At 71.2% G+C, this 22,882-nt stretch carries 25 protein-coding genes; 18 read left to right on the top strand and 7 right to left on the bottom strand.

Annotated features, from left to right (window positions below; genetic code table 11):
• The first annotated feature begins 76 nt into the window (after positions 1-76).
• From FGX59_RS19310 to FGX59_RS19295, 4 genes are all read left to right on the top strand, one after another.
• Complete coding sequence (locus tag FGX59_RS19310; RefSeq protein WP_138468769.1) at positions 77-868, top strand: IclR family transcriptional regulator; 792 nt, start codon at positions 77-79, stop codon at positions 866-868.
• Complete coding sequence (locus tag FGX59_RS19305; protein WP_138468768.1) at positions 861-1,835, top strand: 2-dehydro-3-deoxygalactonokinase; 975 nt, start codon at positions 861-863, stop codon at positions 1,833-1,835. The genes FGX59_RS19310 and FGX59_RS19305 overlap by 8 nt, the downstream gene beginning before the upstream one ends.
• On the top strand, positions 1,828-2,475 hold the full coding sequence (locus tag FGX59_RS19300; protein ID WP_138468767.1) for a 2-dehydro-3-deoxy-6-phosphogalactonate aldolase: 648 nt from the start codon (positions 1,828-1,830) through the stop codon (positions 2,473-2,475). The genes FGX59_RS19305 and FGX59_RS19300 overlap by 8 nt, the downstream gene beginning before the upstream one ends.
• Positions 2,476-2,539: 64 nt before the next feature.
• On the top strand, positions 2,540-2,875 hold the full coding sequence (locus FGX59_RS19295) for a zinc ribbon domain-containing protein YjdM (RefSeq protein ID WP_138468766.1): 336 nt from the start codon (positions 2,540-2,542) through the stop codon (positions 2,873-2,875).
• Between the two features lie 13 nt (positions 2,876-2,888).
• On the opposite strand, the gene FGX59_RS19290 is transcribed toward FGX59_RS19295, so the two are convergent.
• Positions 2,889-4,496 (bottom strand): FAD/NAD(P)-binding protein, encoded by a 1,608-nt coding sequence (locus FGX59_RS19290; protein ID WP_138468765.1) that lies wholly within the window; start codon positions 4,494-4,496, stop codon positions 2,889-2,891.
• 159 nt (positions 4,497-4,655) lie between these two features.
• Here FGX59_RS19290 and FGX59_RS19285 point away from each other — a divergent pair, with 159 nt between their 5' ends.
• The 14 genes from FGX59_RS19285 (at position 4,656) to FGX59_RS19220 (ending at position 16,867) form a co-directional block, all read left to right on the top strand.
• Entirely contained in the window at positions 4,656-5,837 is a 1,182-nt protein-coding gene (locus tag FGX59_RS19285; RefSeq protein WP_171060724.1) for an ABC transporter substrate-binding protein, read from the top strand.
• Positions 5,838-5,907: 70 nt separating this feature from the next.
• Positions 5,908-6,783 (top strand): branched-chain amino acid ABC transporter permease, encoded by an 876-nt coding sequence (locus tag FGX59_RS19280; protein WP_138468763.1) that lies wholly within the window; start codon positions 5,908-5,910, stop codon positions 6,781-6,783.
• 1 nt (position 6,784) lies between these two features.
• Positions 6,785-7,786, top strand: coding sequence for a branched-chain amino acid ABC transporter permease (locus FGX59_RS19275; RefSeq protein ID WP_138468762.1), 1,002 nt, complete (start codon positions 6,785-6,787; stop codon positions 7,784-7,786).
• Positions 7,783-8,550: an ABC transporter ATP-binding protein gene (locus tag FGX59_RS19270; RefSeq protein ID WP_138468810.1), complete on the top strand. Its 768-nt coding sequence runs from the start codon at positions 7,783-7,785 to the stop codon at positions 8,548-8,550. Before FGX59_RS19275 ends, FGX59_RS19270 begins: the two co-directional genes overlap by 4 nt.
• Positions 8,547-9,248: an ABC transporter ATP-binding protein gene (locus FGX59_RS19265; protein WP_206078387.1), complete on the top strand. Its 702-nt coding sequence runs from the start codon at positions 8,547-8,549 to the stop codon at positions 9,246-9,248. The genes FGX59_RS19270 and FGX59_RS19265 overlap by 4 nt, the downstream gene beginning before the upstream one ends.
• Positions 9,249-9,323: 75 nt before the next feature.
• On the top strand, positions 9,324-9,992 hold the full coding sequence (locus FGX59_RS19260) for an aspartate/glutamate racemase family protein (RefSeq protein ID WP_138468761.1): 669 nt from the start codon (positions 9,324-9,326) through the stop codon (positions 9,990-9,992).
• Positions 9,985-11,346: a dihydroorotase family protein gene (locus tag FGX59_RS19255; protein ID WP_138468760.1), complete on the top strand. Its 1,362-nt coding sequence runs from the start codon at positions 9,985-9,987 to the stop codon at positions 11,344-11,346. Before FGX59_RS19260 ends, FGX59_RS19255 begins: the two co-directional genes overlap by 8 nt.
• A gap of 11 nt (positions 11,347-11,357) precedes the next feature.
• On the top strand, positions 11,358-12,284 hold the full coding sequence (locus FGX59_RS19250) for a dihydrodipicolinate synthase family protein (RefSeq protein WP_138468759.1): 927 nt from the start codon (positions 11,358-11,360) through the stop codon (positions 12,282-12,284).
• Positions 12,284-13,057, top strand: a complete 774-nt coding sequence (locus tag FGX59_RS19245) for an SDR family oxidoreductase (RefSeq protein WP_138468758.1) — start codon at positions 12,284-12,286, stop codon at positions 13,055-13,057. The genes FGX59_RS19250 and FGX59_RS19245 overlap by 1 nt, the downstream gene beginning before the upstream one ends.
• Before the next feature lie 87 nt (positions 13,058-13,144).
• The gene (locus tag FGX59_RS19240) at positions 13,145-13,957 is read left to right on the top strand and encodes an ABC transporter substrate-binding protein (protein WP_171060723.1); all 813 of its coding nucleotides are present in this window, start codon (positions 13,145-13,147) and stop codon (positions 13,955-13,957) included.
• A gap of 61 nt (positions 13,958-14,018) precedes the next feature.
• A complete protein-coding gene (locus FGX59_RS19235) occupies positions 14,019-14,798 on the top strand; it encodes an AroM family protein (RefSeq protein ID WP_138468756.1) in 780 nt (259 codons plus the stop codon).
• Positions 14,785-15,558 (top strand): amino acid ABC transporter ATP-binding protein, encoded by a 774-nt coding sequence (locus FGX59_RS19230; RefSeq protein WP_138468755.1) that lies wholly within the window; start codon positions 14,785-14,787, stop codon positions 15,556-15,558. Before FGX59_RS19235 ends, FGX59_RS19230 begins: the two co-directional genes overlap by 14 nt.
• A complete protein-coding gene (locus FGX59_RS19225; protein WP_138468754.1) occupies positions 15,558-16,214 on the top strand; it encodes an amino acid ABC transporter permease in 657 nt (218 codons plus the stop codon). Before FGX59_RS19230 ends, FGX59_RS19225 begins: the two co-directional genes overlap by 1 nt.
• Entirely contained in the window at positions 16,214-16,867 is a 654-nt protein-coding gene (locus FGX59_RS19220; protein WP_138468753.1) for an amino acid ABC transporter permease, read from the top strand. Before FGX59_RS19225 ends, FGX59_RS19220 begins: the two co-directional genes overlap by 1 nt.
• A 2-nt stretch (positions 16,868-16,869) precedes the next feature.
• Here the strand turns inward: FGX59_RS19220 and FGX59_RS19215 are convergent, their stop codons facing one another.
• The 6 genes from FGX59_RS19215 to FGX59_RS19190 all read right to left on the bottom strand — a co-directional run bounded on the left by FGX59_RS19215 (position 16,870) and on the right by FGX59_RS19190 (position 22,624).
• A complete protein-coding gene (locus FGX59_RS19215; protein ID WP_171060722.1) occupies positions 16,870-17,982 on the bottom strand; it encodes an NAD-dependent epimerase/dehydratase family protein in 1,113 nt (370 codons plus the stop codon).
• Positions 17,983-18,049: 67 nt separating this feature from the next.
• Complete coding sequence (locus FGX59_RS19210) at positions 18,050-18,940, bottom strand: creatininase family protein (protein WP_138468751.1); 891 nt, start codon at positions 18,938-18,940, stop codon at positions 18,050-18,052.
• On the bottom strand, positions 18,937-19,731 hold the full coding sequence (locus FGX59_RS19205; protein ID WP_138468750.1) for an AroM family protein: 795 nt from the start codon (positions 19,729-19,731) through the stop codon (positions 18,937-18,939). Before FGX59_RS19205 ends, FGX59_RS19210 begins: the two co-directional genes overlap by 4 nt.
• On the bottom strand, positions 19,728-20,936 hold the full coding sequence (locus tag FGX59_RS19200; protein ID WP_138468749.1) for an FAD-binding oxidoreductase: 1,209 nt from the start codon (positions 20,934-20,936) through the stop codon (positions 19,728-19,730). The genes FGX59_RS19205 and FGX59_RS19200 overlap by 4 nt, the downstream gene beginning before the upstream one ends.
• Before the next feature lie 4 nt (positions 20,937-20,940).
• The gene (locus tag FGX59_RS19195; protein WP_138468748.1) at positions 20,941-21,309 is read right to left on the bottom strand and encodes a hypothetical protein; all 369 of its coding nucleotides are present in this window, start codon (positions 21,307-21,309) and stop codon (positions 20,941-20,943) included.
• 25 nt (positions 21,310-21,334) lie between these two features.
• The gene (locus tag FGX59_RS19190) at positions 21,335-22,624 is read right to left on the bottom strand and encodes an FAD-binding oxidoreductase (RefSeq protein WP_171060721.1); all 1,290 of its coding nucleotides are present in this window, start codon (positions 22,622-22,624) and stop codon (positions 21,335-21,337) included.
• Positions 22,625-22,882 lie beyond the last annotated feature (258 nt).

Genomic DNA, 22,882 nt, shown 5'->3' with positions numbered 1-22,882 from the left:
GACACATCCGGGCGCGCGGCCCTATCCCGGACGCCGCAAGCGGGGGCAGGGCCCCCTCACGGAAGGAGCTGCCGCCATGAAGGACCAGCCGGGCGAGAGCCAGCGCGGCACCCAGACCCTGGTGCGGGGCCTCGACATCCTGCGCCTGGTCGGCGAGGGCACGGAGAGCGCCTCTGGCATCGCCGCCGCGCTCGGCGTGCCGCGCAGCACGGCGCAGCGGCTGCTGGCGAGCCTCCTGGCCGAAGGCTATCTGCGCAAGGTGGCGCGGCGCGGCTACGTTCTGGGTCCGCAGCTCATCCATCTGGGCGCGCGCGCCCGCGACCAGCAGCCGGTGCTGGCACTGGCCGCGCCGGTGCTGCGCCGCCTGGCCGCCGCGACCGGCGACACGGTGCATCTGGGCGTACCCGAGGGCGACGAGGTGCTCTATCTCGACAAGGTCGCGGGCACCCGCGGGCTGGAGATGCGATCGCGCCCCGGCCAGCGCATGCCTCTGGCCTTCACCGGGCTCGGCAAGGCGATGCTCGTCGATCTCGATGCCGAGGCGCTCTGCGGGCTCTACGGGCGCAGCGCCCGCGTCCAGTCCGACCGTCCCGGCCGGGTGCCGCCCCGCCCGTGGGAGGCCTTCCGAGACGACATCGCCCTGGTGCGGCGGCGCGGCTGCAGCTTCGATCTGGAGGAGAACGAGATCGGCATCCGCTGCATCGGCGCGCCGGTGCGCGACACGGGTGGCGGCGTGGTGGCGGGGCTGAGCGTTGCCTCCGCCGCGCCCTTCCTGCCCGAGAGCCGCATGGCCGAGCTGGCGCCCCTGGTGCTGGCCCATGCGGCGGAGATTTCACGCGAGCTGGGCTGGAGGCCCGATGATGACTGACGAGCAAACCGCGCTGATCGCGCTCGACTGGGGCACGTCCAGCCTGCGCGCCTTCCGCCTCTCCGCGGGCGGCCGCGTGCTGGAGAGCCGGGCCTCGGACCATGGCATCCAGCACCTGCCGGAACCCGGCCTGCCCGGCTTCGAGGCCGCCTTCGCCGCGATCTGCGGCGACTGGCTGGCGGCGCGTCCCGTGCCGGTCGTGGCGGGCGGCATGGTCGGCAGCGCCCAGGGCTGGGCCGAGGTGCCCTATCTGCCCTGTCCGGCCGACCTGTCGCAGCTGCCCGGCGCGGCCGCCTCGGTGCGCACCGCCGCTGGGCAGGAGATCCTGATTGCGCCGGGGCTGATCCACGATCCCGAAGGCGGCACGCCCGACGTGATGCGCGGCGAGGAGATCCAGATCGCCGGCGCCATTGCCGCGCGCCCGGACTGGCAGGCCTCCGCGACGCTGGTCCTGCCGGGGACACACTCGAAATGGGCGCGGATCCGGGACGGCGCGGTGGCGGGCTTCGCCACCTACATGACCGGCGAGATCTTCGCGCTGCTGCGCGGCCACTCGATCCTCGGGCGGCTGATGACCGACGCCCCCGCCGCCGAAGGGGCGCATGCCGCCGCTTTCGCGAAAGGCGTGGCCATGGCGGCGGAGGCCGGGCCGGGCGACCTGACGCGGCAGCTCTTCGGCACCCGCACGCTGGGGCTGACCGGGCGGATGGCGGGCGGCGTGCTGGCCGATTTCTGCTCGGGGCTGCTGATCGGCCACGAGATCGTCTCGGGCCTGGCCGCGGCGCCGGAGGGGCCGGTCCTGCTGGTCGGCAGCCCGGCGCTCTGCGCCCGCTATGCCGGGGCGCTGGAGCAGATCTCCGGCAGGGCCCCCGCCGCGCTGATCGAGAATCCGGCCCCGCAGGGCCTCTACCGGCTGGCCTGCGACGCCGGCCTGCTTTCCCCGAACGCCGAGGACACCCATGCCTGACACCGACCGTTCCGCCCGTCTCGAGGCCGCCTGCGCGGCGCTGCCGCTCGTCGCCATCCTGCGCGGGCTGACCCCGCCCGAGAGCGTCGGCGTCGCCCGGGCGCTCTACGAGGCCGGGTTCCGGCTGATCGAGATCCCGCTGAACTCGCCCGAGCCCTTCGACAGCATCGCCGCGGTGCGCGCCGCGCTGCCCGCGGATGCGCTGGTGGGCGCCGGGACCGTGACCACGCTGGATGCCGTGGCGCGGCTTGCCGAGATCGGCGCCGATCTGGTGGTGATGCCCCATGCCGATACCGCGGTGATCGCCGCGGCCAAGGCGGCGGGGATGATCTGCATCCCCGGCATCGCCACCCCGACCGAGGCCTATGCCGCGCTCCATGCCGGGGCGGACGGGCTGAAGATCTTCCCCGCCGAGCTGGTCGGCCCGGCGGCGGTCAAGGCGATCCGCACGATTCTGCCCGCGGGCACGCGGCTCTTCCCGGTGGGGGGCATCGCGCCCGACACGATGGCGCCCTTCCTCGCGGCGGGCGTGGCCGGGTTCGGGCTCGGCAGCGCGCTCTACCGTCCGGGCGACAGCGCGGAGACCGTGGCCGCCAAGGCCGCCGCCTTCACCGCCGCCTACCGCGCCGAGGCCGGCTGAGACACCGCGCCGCCGGATGCCGAATTCTCTGGCGCCGGCGGCCGCCGCGGCGTAAGGGCAGGCCATGACCGATGCCCTTCCGCCCTGTCCCGAATGCGCCTCCGCCTTCACCTACCAGCTCGATGCGCTGCTGGTCTGTCCCGAATGCGGCCATGAATGGTCCCCCGGGGCCGAAGCCGCCGATGCGGTCCGCGACAGCGTGGGCAACATCCTCGCCGATGGCGACACGGTGACGGTCATCAAGGACCTGAAGGTCAAGGGGTCGTCCCAGGTCGTGAAGGTCGGCACCAAGGTGCGCGGCATCCGGCTGGTCGACGGCGATCACGACATCGACTGCAAGATCCCCGGGATCGGCCAGATGGGGCTGAAATCCATCTTCGTGAAGAAGGTCCAGGACTGAGCCCCGCCCGGGCTCAGGTGCCGAAGCTGCGATCCTCGGCCTCCGGCCGGTAGGTATGCGTCTCCAGCACCGCCGGATCGGTATCGACCGCGTCCCAGTCGCGGGTGACGGCGAAATGCACCGGCTCGTCCTCCATCCAGAGCGCATGGGTCAGCCCGTGGATCAGCGGCGGCAGCCCGTAGCGCAGCCCGGAGAGCGAGGCGCCGGAATGCGCATTCGTCACCGTCGCGCCGTAGTTGAAGCAGTAGATATTGTTCAGCACCGGCGTCTGCCCCGGCACCTTCTCGCGGAAGCGCAGGTCGCGGGCGAGATAGGGATAGGTGATGAGCCAGGTGTCGGGCAGCCCCTCGGGCGGCCGGTAGACGTCCTTCCACAGCAGGATGTTGTCGGCGAAGGGGCGCAGCTCGGGCCGGTTATGCGCGTCGATCGAGAAGCCGCAGCCGATGAAGACATGGTCGAAGAGATGCACCGTGCCGTCGCTCGCCGTGATCTCGACCTTCTCCCCGATCATCCGCGCGCCGGTCCAGGTCGCGCCGGGATGCAGCGTGAAGGCATCGAAGGCGGCGCAGCGGTCCACCCCGTCCTGGGTCGGCGGCTGGCCATAGGTGAAGATCGTCTGGATCCAGCGCCATTTCTCCTCGTCGGTCATCGTCGCGAAATGGCGCAGATAGCCTGATTTCTCGAGATAGCGGAAGGCGTTGGACGACAGCACCCGCTTGCGCCGCATGAAGAGCGTGACCGCCCCCGCGCCCAGTTCCAGCAGATCCGCCGCGCGGTCCCAGGCGGTCGCGCCGGCGCCGAGCACGGCGATCTGCTGCCCCGTCCAGTCGAGGCTGTCGACGTCGTCGGTGCAGAGCGTATAGGCGCTCTCGGGCAGGTTCTGCCGCACGAAATCGGGCACGTACCAGTCGCCCATCCCCTCGATCCCGGTCGCCAGCACGACCTTGCGCGCCAGCACGCTGTCCCCGTCCGAAAGCCGCACGCGGACCAGCCCGTCCTCGTCCTCGAAGCCCGCGGCCTCGGCCTCGTTGCGGACAGGCAGGCTCAGCGCCGCGCGGAACCATTCCAGATAGGCATGCCAGAGCTGGCGCGGCCATTTGTCGAGCGACTCCCAGCCCGCCGCGCCATAGACCGCCTCGAACCAGCTGCGCCCGGCGAGCGAGGGCATGCCCAGCTCGGGTCCGCCGACATGCTTGGGCGAGCGCAGCGTCCACATCCGCGAATAGGTGATCCAGGGGCCCTCGCGGCCCTTCGGCGCGCGGTCGAGGATCAGGAAATTGTCCACCTTCTCCTGCAGGAGCCCGTGCCCGACCGACAGCCCGCACTGGCCGCCGCCGACGATCACCACGTCGTAGAGATGCTCGCCCGTAGGCGCCTCGCGCGGGATCACCCATGGGTCCTTCGGATAGAGCAGAACCTCCAGATCGTGATGCACCCGGGCGGTCAGCGCGGCCAGCCGCGCCTCGCAGTCGGGCAGGGGAAGCTGGTCGAATTTCGGGCGCAGCCCCTGGCGCCGGTCCTCATGCGCCAGCGCCGTCATTGCGATCAGAAGCTCGCGCAACCCATTGAAATCAGGCGTTTTCACCGTCCATCCGGTGTCGAGAACACGGGTCTCACCCATCTGCCAAGCCTCTTTCGGGAATCTGCACAAGTCGCAGGCATTCAGTCTGGAATGCCTCGGATGTGTCAAGAATTATCTTTACAAATATATCACCGGAATCTCACATCGGAGACACTCGAATCGTCCGGGCGGCCAACGCGGCGGACCATAGGAACAGGGATGGCAATGATGACGCAGAAGAACGGTTTCACCCGGCGCGGCGCGCTGCGGCTCGGGATGGGCAGCGCGGCGGCCGCGACTCTGGCGGCGCGGCCGATGCTGGCGCAGGCGGCTCCCTTGCGCATCGCCCTGGCGGCGCCGATGACCGGCGATTCCGCCTCCATGGGGCTGAACGCGCAGCGCGGCGCCGCGGCGGCGATGAAGCTGATCGAGGCGGCGGGCGGCCCGGCCGTCACCTTCGACATCTTCGACGACATGGGCCAGCCGCGCGAGGCGGCCTCGGTCGCGCGCCGCATCACCGACTCGGGCGATTACGACCTGGTGGTCGGCCATGTGAACAGCTCCTGCACCCTGGCGGCGATGCCGATCTATGCCGATTACGAGATGCCGGTGCTCTGCGGCTCCTCCTCGAATTCGCAGGTGACGGAGTCGGGCTGGGAGAACATCGTCCGCATGACGATCCGCGACGATTACGGCGCGCAGCAGTATTCCGCCTTCGCGGTCAACAACCTCGGCAAGAAGAAGATGGCGATCCTCTTCGCCAATGACGACTACGGCCGCGGCCTGCGCGACAAGATGGTGATCGCCGCCGACGCGCTTGGCGCCGAGGTGGTGGCCGAAGCGGGCTTCACTCCGAATCTCGACAAGGATTTCTCGTCCATCGTCAGCCAGTTCAAGAATGCGGGCGCCGAGGCCTTCATGCTGAACTGCAACTATACCGAGGGCGGGCTCTTCCTCGGCCAGGCGAAATCCGCGGGCGTCGAGGGCATCGCCACGGTGGGGCCGGATTCGCTTCTCTACAACGAATATATCGAGCTGGCGCAGGGCGCGGCCGAGGGCAGCTACATCCTGGCCGCCTACGACCCCTATGCCGACAGCGACACCACCCGGGCCTTCATGTCGGGCTTCCGCGAGGCCTATGACGCGCTGCCGAGCCAGGTCGCGGTCTTCACCTCCGACCTGTTCATCCTGGCGCACCAGCTGATGGCTGCCGGATCGACCCCGGCAAGCCTGATCGGCGACATCAAGGCGACCGAGTTCCAGGGCGTCGGCGGCACCTATCACTGGGATGCCAAGGGCGACGTCAAGGACCGCACCTTCGCGGTGATCACCGTCAAGGACGGCAAGTTCGCCTCGACCGGCGCCGCCGTGGACGAAACCGGGCTCGACGCGCTGCGCTGAGCCCCGGGCCGGCGGGGACGCCCAGTCCCGCCGGTTCCCCTTTCCTCGCCCGTGACGCGGAGGCCCCCGCTTGGACTACTACCTGGAGCAGCTCTCGAACGGCATTGCCGTCGGCAGCATCTACGCGCTGATCGCCCTCGGCTACAGCCTGGTCTACTCGATCCTCAACCTGATCAACTTCGCCCATGGCTATGTCATCATGGTGGGGGCCTTCGTCGCGCTGGCACTCTTGCAGGCGGGCATCCCGGCGGTTCCGGCGATTTTCCTGGCCTGCTGCGCGGGCGCGCTGATCGCCATGGGGGTCGAGCGCATCGCCTACCGGCCCGTGCGCCATTCGAACCGCATCGTGCCGATGATCTCGGCGCTCGGGGCGGGGCTGGTGCTGGCGGCGGGCGCGCAGCTGATCTGGGGCCCAGAGGTCCATGCCTTCCCGCAGCTCATCCCCCGCGTGCCGGTCGAGATCGGCGGCGTGACGCTATCGTCCCAGTCGCTGATCATCCTGGCGATCTCGCTGGTGCTGGTGGCGGCGGCGTCCTGGTTCCTGCACCGCACCCGCTTCGGCATCGCCGCGCAATGCGTCTGCCAGGATCTGGCCACGGCGCAGCTGATGGGCATCCCCGTCAACCTGATCATCGTCGCGGTCTACGCAATCGGCGGCTTCCTTGGCGTCGCGGGCGCGGTGCTGTTCGCGATGTATTTCAACGCGGTCTTCATCCAGATGGGGCTGCTGGCCACGACCAAGGCCTGGGCGGCGGCGATGCTGGGCGGGATCGGCAGCTTCTCGGGCGCCTTCTGGGGCGGGATCCTCTTGGGCCTCGCCGAGACGGCCGCGGTGATGACCGCAGGCTCGGCCTATCGCGACGGGGTGAGCCTCGCGATCATCGTCCTCGTGCTCCTTCTTAAGCCCAACGGGCTTTTCGGTGCGCCCTCGGCGGAGCGGTCCTGACATGGCGATGACCGAGACCTTCCGCATGCCGGTGACGGTGAAATTCGGCCCCTGGATCTTCCTGATCCTGATGGCCTGCCTGCCGCTGGTCCTGCCGGGGCGGTTCTGGCTGCACATCTTCTCGCTGACGATGATCTACGCGATCTTCGTGCTGGGCCAGAATGTCGTGACCGGCTGGGCGGGGATGCTGACCCTGGGCCAGGCGGCCTTTGTCGGCATGGGAGCCTATTCCTCGGTTCTCCTGACCATGCAGGCGGGGGTGCCCTGGCCGCTGGCCTTCCTGGCCTCGGGCGCGATCTGCGCCGCCTCGGGCGCGGCGCTGGCGCTGCCCTGCCTGCGGGTAAAGGCCGATTTCCTGTCGCTGGTGACGATCGCCTTCAACCAGATCTTCTTCATGGTCGCCAATAACTGGATGGAGCTGACCCGCGGGCCGATGGGCATTCCGGGCGTGCCCTCGATGCAGATCCTCGGCTGGAAGGCGCGGTCCTCCGCGGACCAGTTCTGGCTGATCCTCGGTGTCGCCGCGATCCTGTTCCTGCTGGTGGCGCGGCTGATGCACGGCCAACTCGGGCGGACGATGAAGATGATCCGCGACGACGAGGTGGCGGCGGGCGCGCTCGGCGTGAATGTCACCGGCTACAAGGTGCTGGCCTTCGCCATCGGCTGCGGGGTCTGCGGGCTGGGCGGCAGCCTCTACGGCCATTACATGCGCTTCGTCTCGCCCGACATGTTCAAGCTCGAGGAGTCGCTTTTGATCATGCAGATGGCGATCCTCGGCGGGCTGGCCTCGATGCCGGGCTGCGCGCTCGGCGCCTTCCTGATGATCATGATCCCCGAGGCGCTGCGCTCCTCCGAGCCCTGGCTGATCACCATCCGTCCGGGCGTGGCCGGGGCGACGCTGGTGGCGCTGATGATCTGGCGGCCGAACGGGCTTCTGGGCTTCGGCCAGATGCCGCGCTCGATCCGGCGGCTGCTGCGGCTGGAGAAGGAGGCGCGGCCATGAGCCTGCTGGAATGCCGGGACATCTCGCGCAGCTTCTTCGGGGTGAAGGCGCTTGACGGCGTGTCGCTGAGTGTCGCCGAGGGCGAGACGCTGGGCATCATCGGCCCGAACGGCTCGGGCAAGACGACGCTGTTCAACATCATCTCCGGGATCGACCGCCATCACGAGGGCCGCGTTTCGCTTGCGGGCCGCGACATCACCGAGGCGCGGCCGCACCGGATCGTCGGCCACGGGCTGGTGCGCACCTTCCAGAACCTGCGGCTTTTCAAGGGCATGACGGCGCTGGAAAACGTCGTCTCGGGCGGGCATTCGCGCAGCTACAAGGGGCTCGCGGGCCAGGTGCTGGGCCTGCCCGCGATGCGCCGCTCGGAGGCGGAGCTGGACGCGCGCGCCCGGGCCTGCCTCGCCGAGGTCGGGCTCGCGGGCTACGAGGACGCCTCGCCCGCCGAGATGTCCTATGGCCAGACCAAGCGGCTGGAGCTGGCGCGCGCGCTGAATGCCGAGCCGCGGATCCTGCTGCTCGACGAGCCGACGGCGGGGATGAATGACGTGCAGGCCGCCGAGATCCTCGGGCTGGTGGCGCGGATGCGCGACCGCCACGGCCTGACCCTGATCGTGATCGAGCATAACGTGCCGGTGCTCTCGCGCTTTGCCGGGCGGATCGTCGTGCTCGATGCCGGGCGCAAGCTGGTGGAGGGCCGTCCGGAGGACGTGACGAAGGACCCCCGCGTGATCGAAGCCTATCTCGGAGCGGGGGCGGAATGAGCCTGAGCCTGACCAGCATCACCGCCGGCTATGGCGACCGGATGATCCTCGACCGCCTCGATCTCGACATCGCCGCGGGCCAGCGCATCTCGCTGATTGGCCATAACGGCGCGGGCAAGAGCACGATCCTGAAGGCGATTACCGGGCAGATCCCGGTGAAGGGCGGCGAGATCCGCTTTGACGGCGCGCCGATGAAGGGGCTCGCCCCCGAGGCCCGCGTCCGCCACGGCATCGTGCAGGTCCCGGCCGGGCGGCATGTCTTCCCGCAGCTCTCGGTGGAGAAGAACCTGCGCGTCGGCGCCTTCACCCGCCGCGACCGCGCGGGCGTGGAGCAGGATCTCGACCGCTACATGGAGAAGTTCCCCGTCCTGCGCGCCAAGGCGAAACGGCCCGCGGGCACGCTCTCGGGCGGCGAGCAGCAGCTCCTGGCGGTGGCCCGCGCGCTGATGGCACGGCCGAAGCTCCTTCTGGTCGACGAGCCCTCGCTCGGCCTCTCGCCGGTGATGGTGGACGAGGTCTTCTCCTATCTCGGCAGCCTCTCGGGCGTCTCGGTCGTGCTGGCCGAGCAGAATGTCCGCATGGCGCTGAAAGTGACCGAAGAGGCGGTGGTGCTGTCGCAGGGCGCCATCCTGCAGCGGATGAGCGCCGCGCAGCTGATGCAGGATGCCGGCTTCCGCCGCTCCTATCTGGGCGGCTGAGGCGCGGCACGAATGACAATGACAAGGCCCCGGCAGAGCGGGCGGCCGGGATGCGACGGAAAGGTCCCCGAAAAGATGAAGATTGCGGTTCTCAACCCCAACAGCTCGGAGGCGGTGACGCGCTCCATGGCGGCCTGCCTCGAGGGCCAGCAGGCGCTGACCGGCCACCGGATCGAGTGCCACACGCTGGCAGGCGCGCCCGAGGGCATCGAAAGCGACGCGGATGTCGCGCTGGTCGCGCCGATGGTGGCCGACTGGGTGGCCCGCCACGAGGCCGACGCCTATGTCATCGCCTGCTTCTCCGATCCCGGGCTGGCCGCGGCGCGCAAGGCGGTGGCGAAACCGGTCTTCGGCATCGCGGAATCCGCCTATGTCCGCGCCCTCGTGCTGGGCGAGCGCTTCGGGGTGATCTCGCTGGGCCCGTCCTCCATCGCCCGCCACCGCGCCATGATCGAGCGGCTGGGCCTGATCGCCCGGCTCGGCGGCGACCGCGCGGTCGACATGTCCGTCGCCGAGGCCAACGATGCCGCAGCCGCCCGCGCCGCCGTCCGCACCGTGGCGCAGGTTCTGCGGGACGAGGACGGGGCCGAGGTGCTGATCCTCGGCTGCGCGGGCATGGGACAGCAGCGCGGGCCCCTGCAGGCGGAAACCGGCTGCATCGTCGTCGACCCGGTCCAGGCCGCGGTCTCGGACGCCATCCAGGCGCTCGACATGAATTACGTGAAAGGAGCGGTCCATGCTTGACCGTGTGGTAAAGGGCACCGTCGTCGCGGCGGAGGCCACAATCGAGAACGGCTGGGTCGGCATCGCCGGTGGCCGCATCGCGGCGATCGGGCAGGGCACGCCGCCCGCGGCCGTCGAGACCGACGACCATGGCGCGGCGCTGATCCTGCCGGGCGCGGTCGACGGCCAGACCCACGCGACCAGCTGCAAGGGCCTGCCGGGCATCGCCGACACCACCGCCTCGGCCATCGCGGGCGGGGTCACGACGCTCGTGGACATGCCCTATGACAACCCCGCGCCGCTCGACCGGCCCGAGCGCTGGGACGAGAAGGCCGCCGCCGTGGCCGCGCATGCCCATGCCGACATGGCGCTCTATGCCACCGCCACGCGCGAGACCGGCACGGCGCATGTCGCCGCGCTGGCGGCCAAGGGCGCGGTCGCCTTCAAGATCTCCTCCTTCGAGTCGAGCCCCACGCGCTTTCCGCGGATCGGCGAGGACCTGACGCTCGACCTCTTCGAGGCGCTGGCGGCGACGGACCTGCCCCTGGGGCTGCATAACGAGGACCAGGAGATCGTGCTGGCGCGGATGGCGCGGGCGCGCGCGGCCGGGATCGAGGGGATCGAGGCGCATTCGACCTCCCGCCCGCCCGCGGCCGAGCTGGCCGCCACCGCGCAGTTCTATGCGCTCGGCCAGGCGGCCGGCGCCCATGCCCACCCGGTCCACCTGACCCTCGGCGAGGGCTTCGCGCTGACGGCGATGTTCGCGGCCGGCGGCATGCGCGCCACCGGAGAGCTCTGCGTGCACTACCTGTGGTTCGACGCCGCCCGCGACGGCGCCGAGCACGGCGCGCGGATGAAGGTCAATCCGCCGATCCGCCCGGGCGCCATCGAGGGGCTCTGGCAGGCGGTGGAGGCGGGCGAGGTCGCCTTCATCTCCTCGGACCATTCGAGCTGGCCGATCGACAACAAGCTGACCGCCTCGATCTTCGACGCGGGCGCGGGCATTCCGGGGCTGGAGACGCTGCTGCCGGCCTTCTTCACCCTGGCGAAGGGGCGCGGCCATGACGCGGCGCGGATGGCGGCCGACTACCTCTCGGCCCGCCCGGCGAAGTTCTTCGGCATCGACGACCGCAAGGGCGCCATCGCCATCGGCCGCGAGGCCGACCTGGCCGTGCTGGAGGAGGGCGCCTTCGCCTGGGACGAGGCGCAGGCCCATGACGGGCTGAACTGGAGCCCGTTCCACGGCGCCACCTTCGCCGCCCGCGTGGCGGCCACCTATCTGCGCGGCGCCCCCGGCTGGGACGGCGCGCGCATCCTCAACACCCCCGGCACCGGCCGCGTCGTGACGCGCGCCACCGCCGGCTGGTACGCCTGAAGGACGACCCGATGCCACTGATCCACGAGAAGACCGAGGGGGTCTTCGTCATCTCCGCCACGCCTTTCCACCCGGACGGCGCCATCGACTGGGAGAGCCTCGACCGGCTGACCGACAGCTATTTCGAGGACGGCGCCGACGGCGTCACGATTCTGGGCATGATGGGCGAGGCGCCCAAGATGACCCAGTCGGAGGCGGCCGGGATCGCCGCCCGCGTCATCGCCCGCGCCGGGAACCGCCCCGTGGTGGTCGGCGTCTCCGCCCCGGGGCTCGCCGCGCTTGGCGAACTCAGCCGCACGGTGATGGATCTGGGCGCCGCGGGCGTCATGGTCGCCCCGCCGGGCAGCCTGAACACCGACCCGAAGATCCACGGCTACTACGCCCAGGTCTGCGAACTGCTTGGGCCGGACATCCCCGTGGTGCTGCAGGATTTCCCGCTTTCGACCAAGGTGCAGATCTCCGACGAGGTGCTGGCGCGGATCATCGCCGACATGCCCTCGATCAAGATGCTCAAGCACGAGGACTGGCCGGGCCTGTCGAAAATCTCGAAAATCCGCGCAGCCGAGGCCGCGGGACAGCGGCGCATCTCGATCCTCTGCGGCAATGCCGGGCTCTTCCTGCCCGAAGAGGTCGCCCGCGGCGCCGACGGGGCGATGACCGGCTTCGGCTATCCGAAAATGATGGTCGAGGTCACGCGGCTGGTGAAGGCGGGCGAGATCGGCCGCGCGCAGGACATCTTCGACGCCTATCTGCCGCTGATCCGCTACGAGAGCCAGCCGGGGCTGGGCCTGTCGATCCGCAAGCACGTGCTGGCGCGGCGGGGCGTGATCGCCTCGCCCGCCGTCCGCAAACCCGGCGGCCCGCTCGACGCGGCCGCCATGGCCGAGGTCGACCGGCTGATCGCCCGGCAGGAGAAACGGCTGGAGGAGCTGGGCTGATGGATTTCGGACTTTCGGGAAAGACCGCGCTGGTTCTCGGCGCGAGCCGCGGCCTCGGCGCCGCCTGCGCGCGGGAACTGGCTCTCGAAGGCGTCACCGTCTACGCCGCGGCGCGCAACACGGCGGCCATCGCCGGCTGGGCCGCGGATCTGCCCGCGGGGCAGGTGGTGCCGGTGGCGCTCGACCTCTCCGATCCGGCGCAGGTCGCGGCGGTCTCCGCCGAGATGGCCCAGACCGGCATCGACATCCTGATCGCCAATTGCGGCGGGCCGAAGGCCGGCCCCGCGACGGGCCAGTCCACTGCCGCCTGGCAGGCCGCCTGGGAGGCGATGGCGCTCCCGGTCATGGCGATTGCCGACGCGCTCCTGCCCGGGATGTGCGCCCGCGGCTTCGGGCGGATCATCACCATCGGCTCTTCGGGCATCGTCTCGCCGATCCCCGGGCTGGCGCTGTCGAATGGCATCCGCGGGGCGCTGGCGGGCTGGTCGAAGACGCTGGCGGGCGAGGTCGCCGCGCAGGGCGTGACCGTGAACATGGTCCTGCCCGGCCGGATCGGCACCGACCGCGTGGCCGAGCTCGATGCCGGGCGCGCCGCGAAGACCGGCCAGAGCGTCGAGGAGGTCGCCGCCGCCTCGCGCGCCACGATCCCCGCGGGCCGCTACGGCGATCCGGCGGAATTCGCCGCCGTTGCCGCCTTCCTCGCCTCGGCGCGGGCCTCCTATGTCACCGGCTCGATGATCCGGGTCGATGGCGGGATGCTGCGCAACCTCTGAACCACAGGCGCCCCCCGGACAGAGACCGGGAACCGGCAGGAGCGGGGCGCGCATTCCGGCACTCTCGTGAAAAAGATGGAGAAAGACATGCCGCAACAGGGACTTATTGCAACCGCTCTCGCTCTGGCACTCGCCGCCGCGGGGGGCACGGCTTCGGCGGATTTCCGGGACTCGCTCCTGAAGCCCGACACGATCGTCGTGGGCACCACCGGCTCCGCCCCGCCCTTCTCGATGATCGGCGACGACGGCAAGCTCGCGGGGTTCGACATCGCGGTGATGGAGAAGGTCGCCGCCGATCTGGGCGTGAAGGTGGAGTTCCGCCAGCTCGACTGGTCGGGCCTGCTGCCGGGGCTCGTTGCCGACCGCTTCGACGTGGTCTCCTCGGGCGTGACCCGCACCGCGGACCGGCTGGCCTCGGACGACCTCATCATGCTCTCGCCCTATATCGTCAACGGCGTGGCGGTGACGAAGCTCGCGGCCAATGACGCGATCGAAAGCTGGGAGGATGTCTGCGGCAAGACCGTGGGCGTGATCCGCGGCTCGGCCGAGATCGGGCTGATCGAGGCCTCGCTGCCCGCCGACTGCCTCGGCACGGTGAAGGAGTATCCCGGCTGGACCGAGCTGTCGCTCGACCTGAAGAACCGCCGCATCGACTGGATCGGCATGGATTTCCTCGGCCCGAACTACCTGGCCGCAACGGATGACGCGATCACCGTCCTGCCCGAGATCCGCTCGCCCAAGACCCAGTCCGTCGCCGTGTCGCCGAACGATCCGGAACTCGCCGCGGCGATCGACCCGCTGCTGGCGCAGTACCGCGAGGACGGCACGCTGAACGCGCTGGTCGAGGAATATTTCGGCCAGCCGGTCGATTTCTCGCAGATGCCCGCGGATCCCTCCTGATCCGCAGGCCGCCCGCCGCCGGGGTGTTCCCGGCGGCCCCCACTTCCGAAGGACAAGACCCATGCCCGTCAAGATCGGCATCATCACCACCGGCCAGAGCCCGCGCAGCGAATATGTCAGCTTCCACGCCAACGCGCTTGCCGCGATGGGGCTCGACGTGTCCGTGACCGAGAAGGCCTGCCTCGACGGCCTGACCCGTGCCGAGATCGCCGCCCATGAAATCAGCCCCGAGGACGGGCTGGGGATCGGCTGCTACGTGCACAACACCACCCCCGACGACCGCCGCATGGGCGCCGGCTGGGAAGAGATCTTCGTCGCCCAGGACTGGTATCTGGAGCGCGCGCAGGCCGCCATCGACGCCCATGCGGCGGAGGGCGCCGAGATCATCCTGATGTGCTGCGCCGAGATGTATCCCGAGGGCGCGCTGACCTCGCCGGTGCCGCTCCTGCTGCCCTACCAGCTGATGTTCGACCTCGTCCGGCGCCAGGCCGAGGCGCGCGGCGGGCTGAAGCTGGCGCTGCTCTTGCCCACCGAATGGCATATCGGCCAGGACCGCGCGACCTGGGCCTCGCAGCCCTGGATGGAGACGGTCGACAGCCATTTCGGCATCGGCATCGCCGACGGCCAGGCGCTGGAGCAGCTCGCCCCCGAGGGCCCGTTCGACCTGGCGCTGATCTGGGGCTATGGCGACGGGCTGGCGCCGCACGACCCCGAGACGCTGCTGGCCGACATCTCCGCCCGGCTCGGCTGTCCGGTGGTGACGCCGAATGTGCTGAACATCTTCAATGCGCGGATGCTGATCTCCCCGGCCTGGCCCGAGCGGATCCATGTCCGGCACTGAACCGCTCCTCAGGGTCGAGGGGCTGGTCAAGCGCCTCGGGGCCCAGGAGGTGCTGAAGGGCATCGACTTCGTCGTGCATCGCGGCGAGGTCGTGGCCATCATCGGCGCCTCGGGCTCGGGCAAGTCGACGCTGCTGAGATGCCTCAACCTGCTGATCTCGCCCGATAACGGGCGGATCCTCTGGAAAGGGCGCGAGGTCGGCTGGGTGGAGCGCGGGGGCAAGCGCATCCGCGCCACCGAGCGCGAGCTCCTGCCCTACCGCACCGAGATCGCCATGGTGTTCCAGAGCTTCAACCTCTTCCCGCACATGACCGCGCTTCAGAATATCATCGAGGCGCCGGTGATGGTGCTCGGCCGTCCGAAGGCGGAGGTGACGGCAGAGGCCGAGGCGCTGCTGGCGAAGGTCCGGCTGGGCCATCGCAAGGACGCCTATCCCCACCAGATGTCCGGCGGCGAGCAGCAGCGGGTGGCCATCGCCCGGGCGCTTGCCATGAAGCCCGAGGCGCTCCTCTTCGACGAGGTGACCTCGGCGCTCGATCCCGAGCTGAAGGGCGAGGTGCTGGCGGTGATGCGCGACCTCGCCGCCGAGGGGATGACGACGATTTCCGTCAGCCACGAGATGGGCTTCGTCCGCTCGGTCGCCGACCGGGTGATCTTCATGCACAAGGGGCGGGTGCGCGAGAGCGGCGACCCGAAGACCGTGCTGGCAAACCCGCAGACGCCGGAGCTTGCCGCCTTCGTCGAAAGCGTGACCGACTGATGGACGTGCTCCTGCGCCAGTTCCCCCGCTTTCTCGACGCGATCTGGCTGACGCTGTGGATGTTCGCGGTCATTACCGTGATCGCCACCTTGCTGGGCCTTGCCCTCGCGCTCTGGGCCGAGGGCCGCCGGGCGCGCGGGCTCGATCTCTATACCTGGGTCTTCCGCGGCCTGCCCGAGCTCGTCGTGCTGCTCTTCTGCTATCTCGCGCTGCCCTATGCCGGGATCGACCTGGGCAGCATCGGCTCGGCGATCCTCGCCTTCGTGCTGGTCGGCACCGCCTTCCATGCCGAGATCTTCCGGGCGAGCCTGCGCGCCGTCGACCCGCGGCTGACCGAGGCGGCGCGCAGCCTGGGCATGCCGCCGGGGCTGCGGCTGCGGCGGGTGGTGCTGCCGCAGGTGGCGCGGATCGCGCTGACCCCCTGGGCGACCTTCCTGGCGGGCAATGTCAAGATGCTGTCCCTGGCCTCGGCCGTCTCGGTCGGGGAGGTGATGATGGTCACGCGCCAGAGCCTGGCCATCTCGCAGGATCCGCTGACGCTGATCCTCTTCGCCGGCGCGGTCTATGCCGCCATCGCCAGCCTGGTGATGATCGCCGAAACGCTGATCGGCGGCTGGATGACCCGCCGCTACGGCCCCGCCACGGGAGGCACCTGATGGACTGGAGCGTGATCACCGGCAATGCCGGCCTGCTGGGCCGCGCCTTCCTGACGACCCTCTGGGTGGCCGGGGCGACGATCCTGCTGTCGGTCCTGCTGGCCTTTCCGCTGGCGGTGATGCGCGACGGCCGGATCCGGGCGCTGCGCTGGACGGCGGCGGTGTTCAGCTGGGCGATGCGCGCCACGCCCGCGCTGACGCTGCTGTTTCTCAGCTATTACGGCCTGCCGCAGATCGGCATCTATCTCGACGCGGTCCCGGCCGCGATCGCCGGGCTGACCTTTTCCGCGGCGGGCTACAACATGGAGTACATCCGCGCGGGCCTGCGCGCGGTGCCCGCCACGCAGTACGAGGCGGCGCGCGCGCTCGGCATGCCCGGCTGGATGATCCTGCGCCGGGTGATCGTGCCCCAGGCGATCCGCACGATCATGCCGCCGCTGACCTCGAACCTGACGCTGGTGCTGAAGGGCTCTTCGCTGGCCGGCATGGTCGCGGTGACCGAGCTGACCGGGGCGGGAATGGCGCTGATCTCCGAGACCTACCGGCCCTTCGAGGTGCTGATCGTCATCGCGCTGGCCTATCTGGGGCTCAACGGCCTGCTGATCCGGCTGCAGAAACTGGTGGAGCGGCGCCTGGGTCCGGGCGCCGCCTGATCTCAGGCTGCGAGCTTCGCGCTCAGCGCGGCGCGCAGCGCCATCCCGGCTTCGGCGATGTCGCCGGGCGCCAGCCGCGCCACGTCGACGCCGAAGAGGTCGCGCATCATCGCCGCGCAGGTCTCGGTCGCGATCAAGGTGCCGTCGGGCTCGATCCCGGCGATGCCGCCCTTGCGCTGCCCCGCCAGCGCCATGGCCAGCCCCTCGGCCTCGTCGAAGCCCGGCACCGGCAGGACCTCTACCCGGTCCTTCCAGAGCCGGATCGGCCAGCCGCCCGGACGGCCCGCGGGTCCGGCGCCATGCAGGAAGCTGCCATCGTCGCGCAGCGCGGCCAGCACCGCCTTCACGCCCGAGGCGGCGGTGCGGCTCTCCTGCGGGACGGGGCGGATGCGGGCGGAGCTTTCGGCCATGAGCGCGTCGAGATCGAGCGCCGCGGTCACGTCGCGCCCCTCGGCCAGCACGCGGGCATGCCAGGGCGCGGCCCCGGCGCTGCCGGCCCGCTGGAACCATTCGGCGACGGAGTGATGCGCCACGATCAGCGGCGTCACCGAAAGCGCCGAGACGCCCAGATGCTCGGCCGCGATCGCCTGCAGCTCGGCGGCCATGTTGTCGACATTGCCGATGCCGGTCAGCGGCGCCGGTCCGGTCCGCGCCAGCACCTGGTTGGCGAAATCCGGGAAGGGCGCGGTCAGGAAGGCGGGGCGGAGCCCGGTCTGCGCCATCGCCGCCTGCAGCGAGAGGCCCAGCACCAGATGCGCGGCGAGAAAGCCGCCCATCCCGTCCTCGCGCACCCGCTGGAACTCCGCGGGCTTCAGGCCGCGCGCCATTTCCGGCACGGTGACCAGCGTCGCGGCATGGAAGACCGCGCGGGGGGCGAGCCGGGCCAGCAGCTCGGCCGTGGCGTCGCGGTCGGCGAGGTCGAGCCCGATCCCCTCGATCCGCACGTGCTTCCCTTCCTGCAGCGCGCCGAGCGTGGCGCGCCAGGCGACGCCCTTCGCGCGGTCCGCGTCGCGGTCGATCACGGCGATGCGGGCGATCTCGGGGCGGCGGGCAAGGAACTCGACCGCATGGCCGCCCACTGCGCCCGCCCCGGTGACGAGGACGTCGATCGTCATTGCGCGGCCTCCGGCGGAAGGCCGCTGCTCCGGCACGCATCGTGCGGCCACGGGCGCGGCGCGCCGCTCATTCCGCCGCCCTCGGCGCCGCGATCGGCCCGGCGATCCCCGGCGCATGGCGGTCGCGGGCGATGCCGACGCGCAGCGGCGTGCGGGCGAATTTCTCGAGGAACTCGGCGAGCTTCGCCACGGTGATCTCGGTCAGCGCCGCGCCGGTCTCGCGGGTCGAGACGCCCGGATCGCCCCAGTAGCCGCAATCGTCGGCATGGAAGATCGCCGCCCAGCCCGCGCCGTAATCGGTGATCGGGTCGTCGGGATGGCCCGGCGCGATCCAGGGTTGGATCAGCCGTGCGGGCAGGCCGTCGATCTTGCCCTCGATCAGCCCGGCGGTCTCGTCTCCGGCCAGGTCCATCAGCATCGCGGTCTCGTGCTCGCAGGCATGGCCCTGGCGCGGCAGCCCGCCCTTCATGAAGTCGCGGAAGGCCGGGTCCGAGGGGGCGGTGTAGTCGACCATGCCGACCGGATAGCCGTCGGTGGTCAGCTGCCCGACCAGCGCGCGCAGGGGCGCCGAGTTGCCGCCATGGCCGTTGACGAAGATCGCCCGCGGGAAGCCCGCATCGATGACGGAGCGCGCAATGTCGGTCAGCATCGACATGTAGGTCTCGAGCCGCAGGCTGATCGTGCCGGGCCAGCTGAGGTGATGCGGGGTGAAGCCGAAATTCACCACCGGCGCGACCACGACCGGCGTGTCCGCCATCCGCGCGGCGGCGCGCTCGGCCACGGCCGCGGCCAGCATCGCGTCGGTCTCGACGGGCAGGTGGTCGGAATGCTGCTCGATCGAGCCCGTCGGGATCAAGACCAGCGCGCCCGCGGCGGCCGCCTCCGTCAGCTCGGCGCGGGTCAGCTCCGCCCAGATCAGGGCGCGGGGGGCGAAATGGCGGGGGGTGGCGTCGGTCATGTCCGGTTCCAGTCTGCGGGAAGGTGGTCGAGATCGGCCATGGCGGGGCCGACGAGGTTTCTCAGATGCAGCACGGCCGCGCGGTGCGGCAGGATCAGCGGCGCGCCGATGGCGCGTTCCAGCGCCGGGATCTCGTCGCGGGCGTCGTAGGGGGCGAGCCCGACGCCGTAGCCGAAGAAGAAGGCGAATTCGACGCCCGCCCGGCCCAGCTCCTCCGCGGCGGCGAGCCAGCTGCCGGTGATCGGCGCGATGACCAGCTCGATCCGCTCCGCGAAGGGCCGCGACAGCCAGTCGACACGGTCGTGATCGGCATGCTCGGCATCGACGATGACGCCGATCTTCGGCCGTCGGCGCGTGCCGTGGGCGATGGTCTCGGCGATGCCGAACATGATCTCGCGCGGATGGATCAGCAGCGTCCCGGCCGAGAGCGCGCCGGGGGCGAATTCCGCGGCGCAGGCCAGCAGCACCATGTCGGCGCCGTCTTCCTCTTCCAGCCGGTCGATGGCCGCCTGTACCAGCCCGGTGGCGAAGCCGAGGTCGAAGAAGCGGTGCTCCCACCCGTCGCCCATGTGGTTGCCGGTCGCGCCGGGAACATGGACATGGGCGCCGAGATTGGGCGTCGACTTGTCCACCTCGTAGGGCAGCAGGTCCTCGAGGCTCAGCCCCTCGTAGATATGGCGCACGGTGACCTTCACCTCGGCGCCGAGGGCGCAGAGGAAGAGGCGGTGGTAGTGCAGGTACTCGTCGCGCGGCCCGTGGCCGGTGGTCACGACGCCGATATGGGTGGTCATTGGGTCTGTCCCTGATCGGTGGCTAGGTTGACCGTCATCGGTTCGGGCGGCAGGCCGGGGCCCTCCGCGAAGCGCGACGGCGAGAAGGGGCCGGGCGGGCCGCCCGCGGCCTCGGCGGCGAGCATCCGCGCGCCTTCGGGGCTCATCATGATGCCATGCCCGCCATAGCCGGTATTGAGCAGCACGGCCGGCTGGCCGGGCAGGGCGCCGATCACCGGCGCGCCGTCCCCGGTCACGAGGAGGCTGCCCGAGCGCAGATGCCCGCCCGCGATCCCGGACGCGCGCTCGCCCCAGAAGGGCACCAGCGGCGCGACCGAGGCGATGGCATGCGCCAGGTAGTCCGGATCGGCCTGCGGATCGTCGGTGAAGCGGTCCAGGAAGAGCGTCGAGCGGAAGCTCGCCGTCATCCGCGCGCCGCCCCGGTCGGGCCGCCAGAAGGAGCCCAGATCGGCATCGACCACCGCCGGATGTTCCGCCGGGACGCCCGGCAGCTCGACATACTGGATCGTCGAGCGCGCCAGCCGCAGCGGCAGCGCGGCGCCGAGCGAGGCGAGGAGCCCGGTCGTCCGCGTGGCGGTCGCCAGCACCGCGCGCCCGGCATCGATCGCGCCCTTCGTGGTGGTCAGGCTGACCCCGTCGGGCCGCGCGCGCAGATGCAGGAGGTCGGTGCCGGTCAGGATGTCGGCCTCCATCGCCTGCAGGTAGCCCGCGACGATTTCGGCGATATCGACCACGCCGTCGCCCGCGCGGAAGGCCGCGCCCGTGGTCCCGGGGGCCAGCGTCGGCACGAGGCGGCGCGCAGCCTCGCCGTCGAGGAAGGCGACGTCGCCGAGCCCCGCCGCCTGCTGCCGCGCGACCCGCGCCTTCAGCCGCGCCGCCCCCGCCGCCGTGCGGCTGCCATAGAGATAGCCGATCGGACGGTAGCCCGACGGGCGCCCGGTCAGCTCGGCGAAGCCGGCATAGAGGCCGATCGAGGCGCGGGCGGCGGCGATCATCGACGGGGTCTCCCATTGCGCACGGACGCCCTCGCCCGAGCGGCGCGAGGCCAGCATCGCCAGCGCCGGCAGCCGCTCGATCACCAGCGGGCGCAGGCCCGCCTGCGACAGGAAGAAGGCCGAGGCCAGCCCGGCCACGCCGCCGCCCACCACGACGATCTCGGGGGCGCGGGCCAGCTCGCCCGGATCGGAGAGGAAGTGCGCGGGCATCGGCCTACATGTCGCCCGCTTCCTTGGACGGCGTCGCGCAGACCGCGATCACCAGCCCGGCCTCGCCGATGATGTGGCGGTAGCGGTAGTCCTTCGGCAGGTACATCGCGTCGCCCTGCTTGAAGCGGTGGGTGACCCCGGTCGATTCCACGATCTGCTCGGACCAGCCATGCAGGCAGTAGAGGATCACCTCGTGCTTGCCGTCGCCTTCGACCATGACGTCGAAATGCGGCATGTAGGTGGTGATGTGGAAGGACATCGGGCTGCCATGCAGCTTGTTGGTGATCAGCCTGTGGCTGAATTCCCTGTCCTTGTGGACCCAGGTCAGCGCCACGTCCTCCTGCCGGGACCAGCGGATCTGTTCGTCGCTCATCGTCTTTCTCCTGTTGGATCTCGGGTCAGCCGCGCGCCTCCAGCCGGTCCCGCAGGCTGCTCCAGGGCAGCCAGAGATGCGGGCCGAGGCCGGAGAGCCGGGCCATGGGAACGGGGCGGGGGGCGGTGACCGGCAGGACGAAGTCCTGTTCCGCGATGCGCCCGGCCAGAAGGCCGGCGGTCTCGCGCCCCAGCGCGGTCGCCAGCGCGACGCCGCGGCCGTTGCAGCCGATCGCGCCATGGAGCCCGGGGGCGAGGCGGACCATCCGCGGCAGCGCGTCGAGCGTCGCGGCAATGGTGCCGGTCCAGAGCGCCTCTGCCTCGAGCTCCGGCAGGCCGGGGACGAAGGCGCGCATCCGGGCAAGGAAGCCGCGGGCGGCACGCGCCGCTCGGCCGGGCCCGGGAAGGGCCATGCCGCCAGTGACCAGCCGGCCGTCCTCGGTCCAGCGCAGCGCGAATGTGTGGCGGCGGGTATCGGCGACCGGCGCCATGGCGGGCAGGATGCGCTGGCGCAGCGCGCCGGGCAGCGGCTGGGTCGCCACCTGGAAGACCGTCACCGGCACGATCCCGTCGCGCATCGCGGGCCAGAGCGGCCCGCCCATCGCATTTGTGGCCAAGAGCACCTGCCGCGCCGCGACCTCGCCTGCCGCCGTGGCCACGCGCCAGCCGGTCGCGGTCTCCGCGAGCCCGGTCGCGCGGCTGCCGGCATGGATCCGCACCCCGGCGGCCAGCGCGGCACGCGCCAGCCCGCGGGCATAGGCCAGCGGGTTGATCTGCCCGCCCGAGGCGACGCGCAGCCCGCCATGCAGCGACGGCAGCCCGGTCAGCGTCCGCATCTCGTCGCGGGCGAGGAACTCCGCCGCGACCCCGGCGGCGCGGAGCTTGGGCAGGCGGGATCTCAGCATCGCCTCGGCGGCGGCGCTGTGCCCCGGCTGCAGCCAGCCATTGCGGGCGCGGGCGACGTCCATGCCGTGACGCTCGATCAGGCCGAAGACCGCATCGCCCGAGCCCGCCACCAGCCGCAGCAGCCGCCCGGCATGGGGCTGGCCCAGAAGCGCCTCGGTCTCCGCCGGGCCGAGCGCGGATTTCAGCGAGGGCACGACAAAGCCGGTATTGCGCCCCGAGGCGCCGAAGCCCGGCCCCTCGGCCTCGAGCAGGACGACCTCCATCCCGGCCTCCGCCGCGTGGAGCGCCGCCGACAGCCCGAGAAACCCGCCGCCGATCACCGCCAGATCGGCCTTCGCCGCGCCGTCCAGAGGCGGGCAGTCCGGGCCGGGCGGGGCGAGCCGTTCCCAGAGCGATCCGTTATCCCTCATGCCCGCCTCCCGCGCTGTCCGGGCCGCGGTGCCGCGCCCGCGCTCCGGCTGCCAGAGGTCCCCGCCCGCCCGGCAACGCCGCCGGAGCGGCCCGGCACCCGGGGGGCCGTTCGCGTTGCCCGCCGGAATGGCGCCCGGGTGCCGGTCGGCCGGGCGGCAGAAAGGAGACGGCCTGCGCGGGACGCTCTGCGCCGGCAAGCGCCGGGACAGGCCGGGAGCCGCCCGGCTCCGCTTTCCGGAAATGTCGACGGAGCGGCC

Source organism: Poseidonocella sp. HB161398 (assembly GCF_005870025.1).
Lineage (GTDB): Bacteria > Pseudomonadota > Alphaproteobacteria > Rhodobacterales > Rhodobacteraceae > Mangrovicoccus.
The sequence above is the reverse complement of the archived record's forward strand: the minus strand, read 5'-3'. Positions and strand labels throughout refer to the sequence as shown.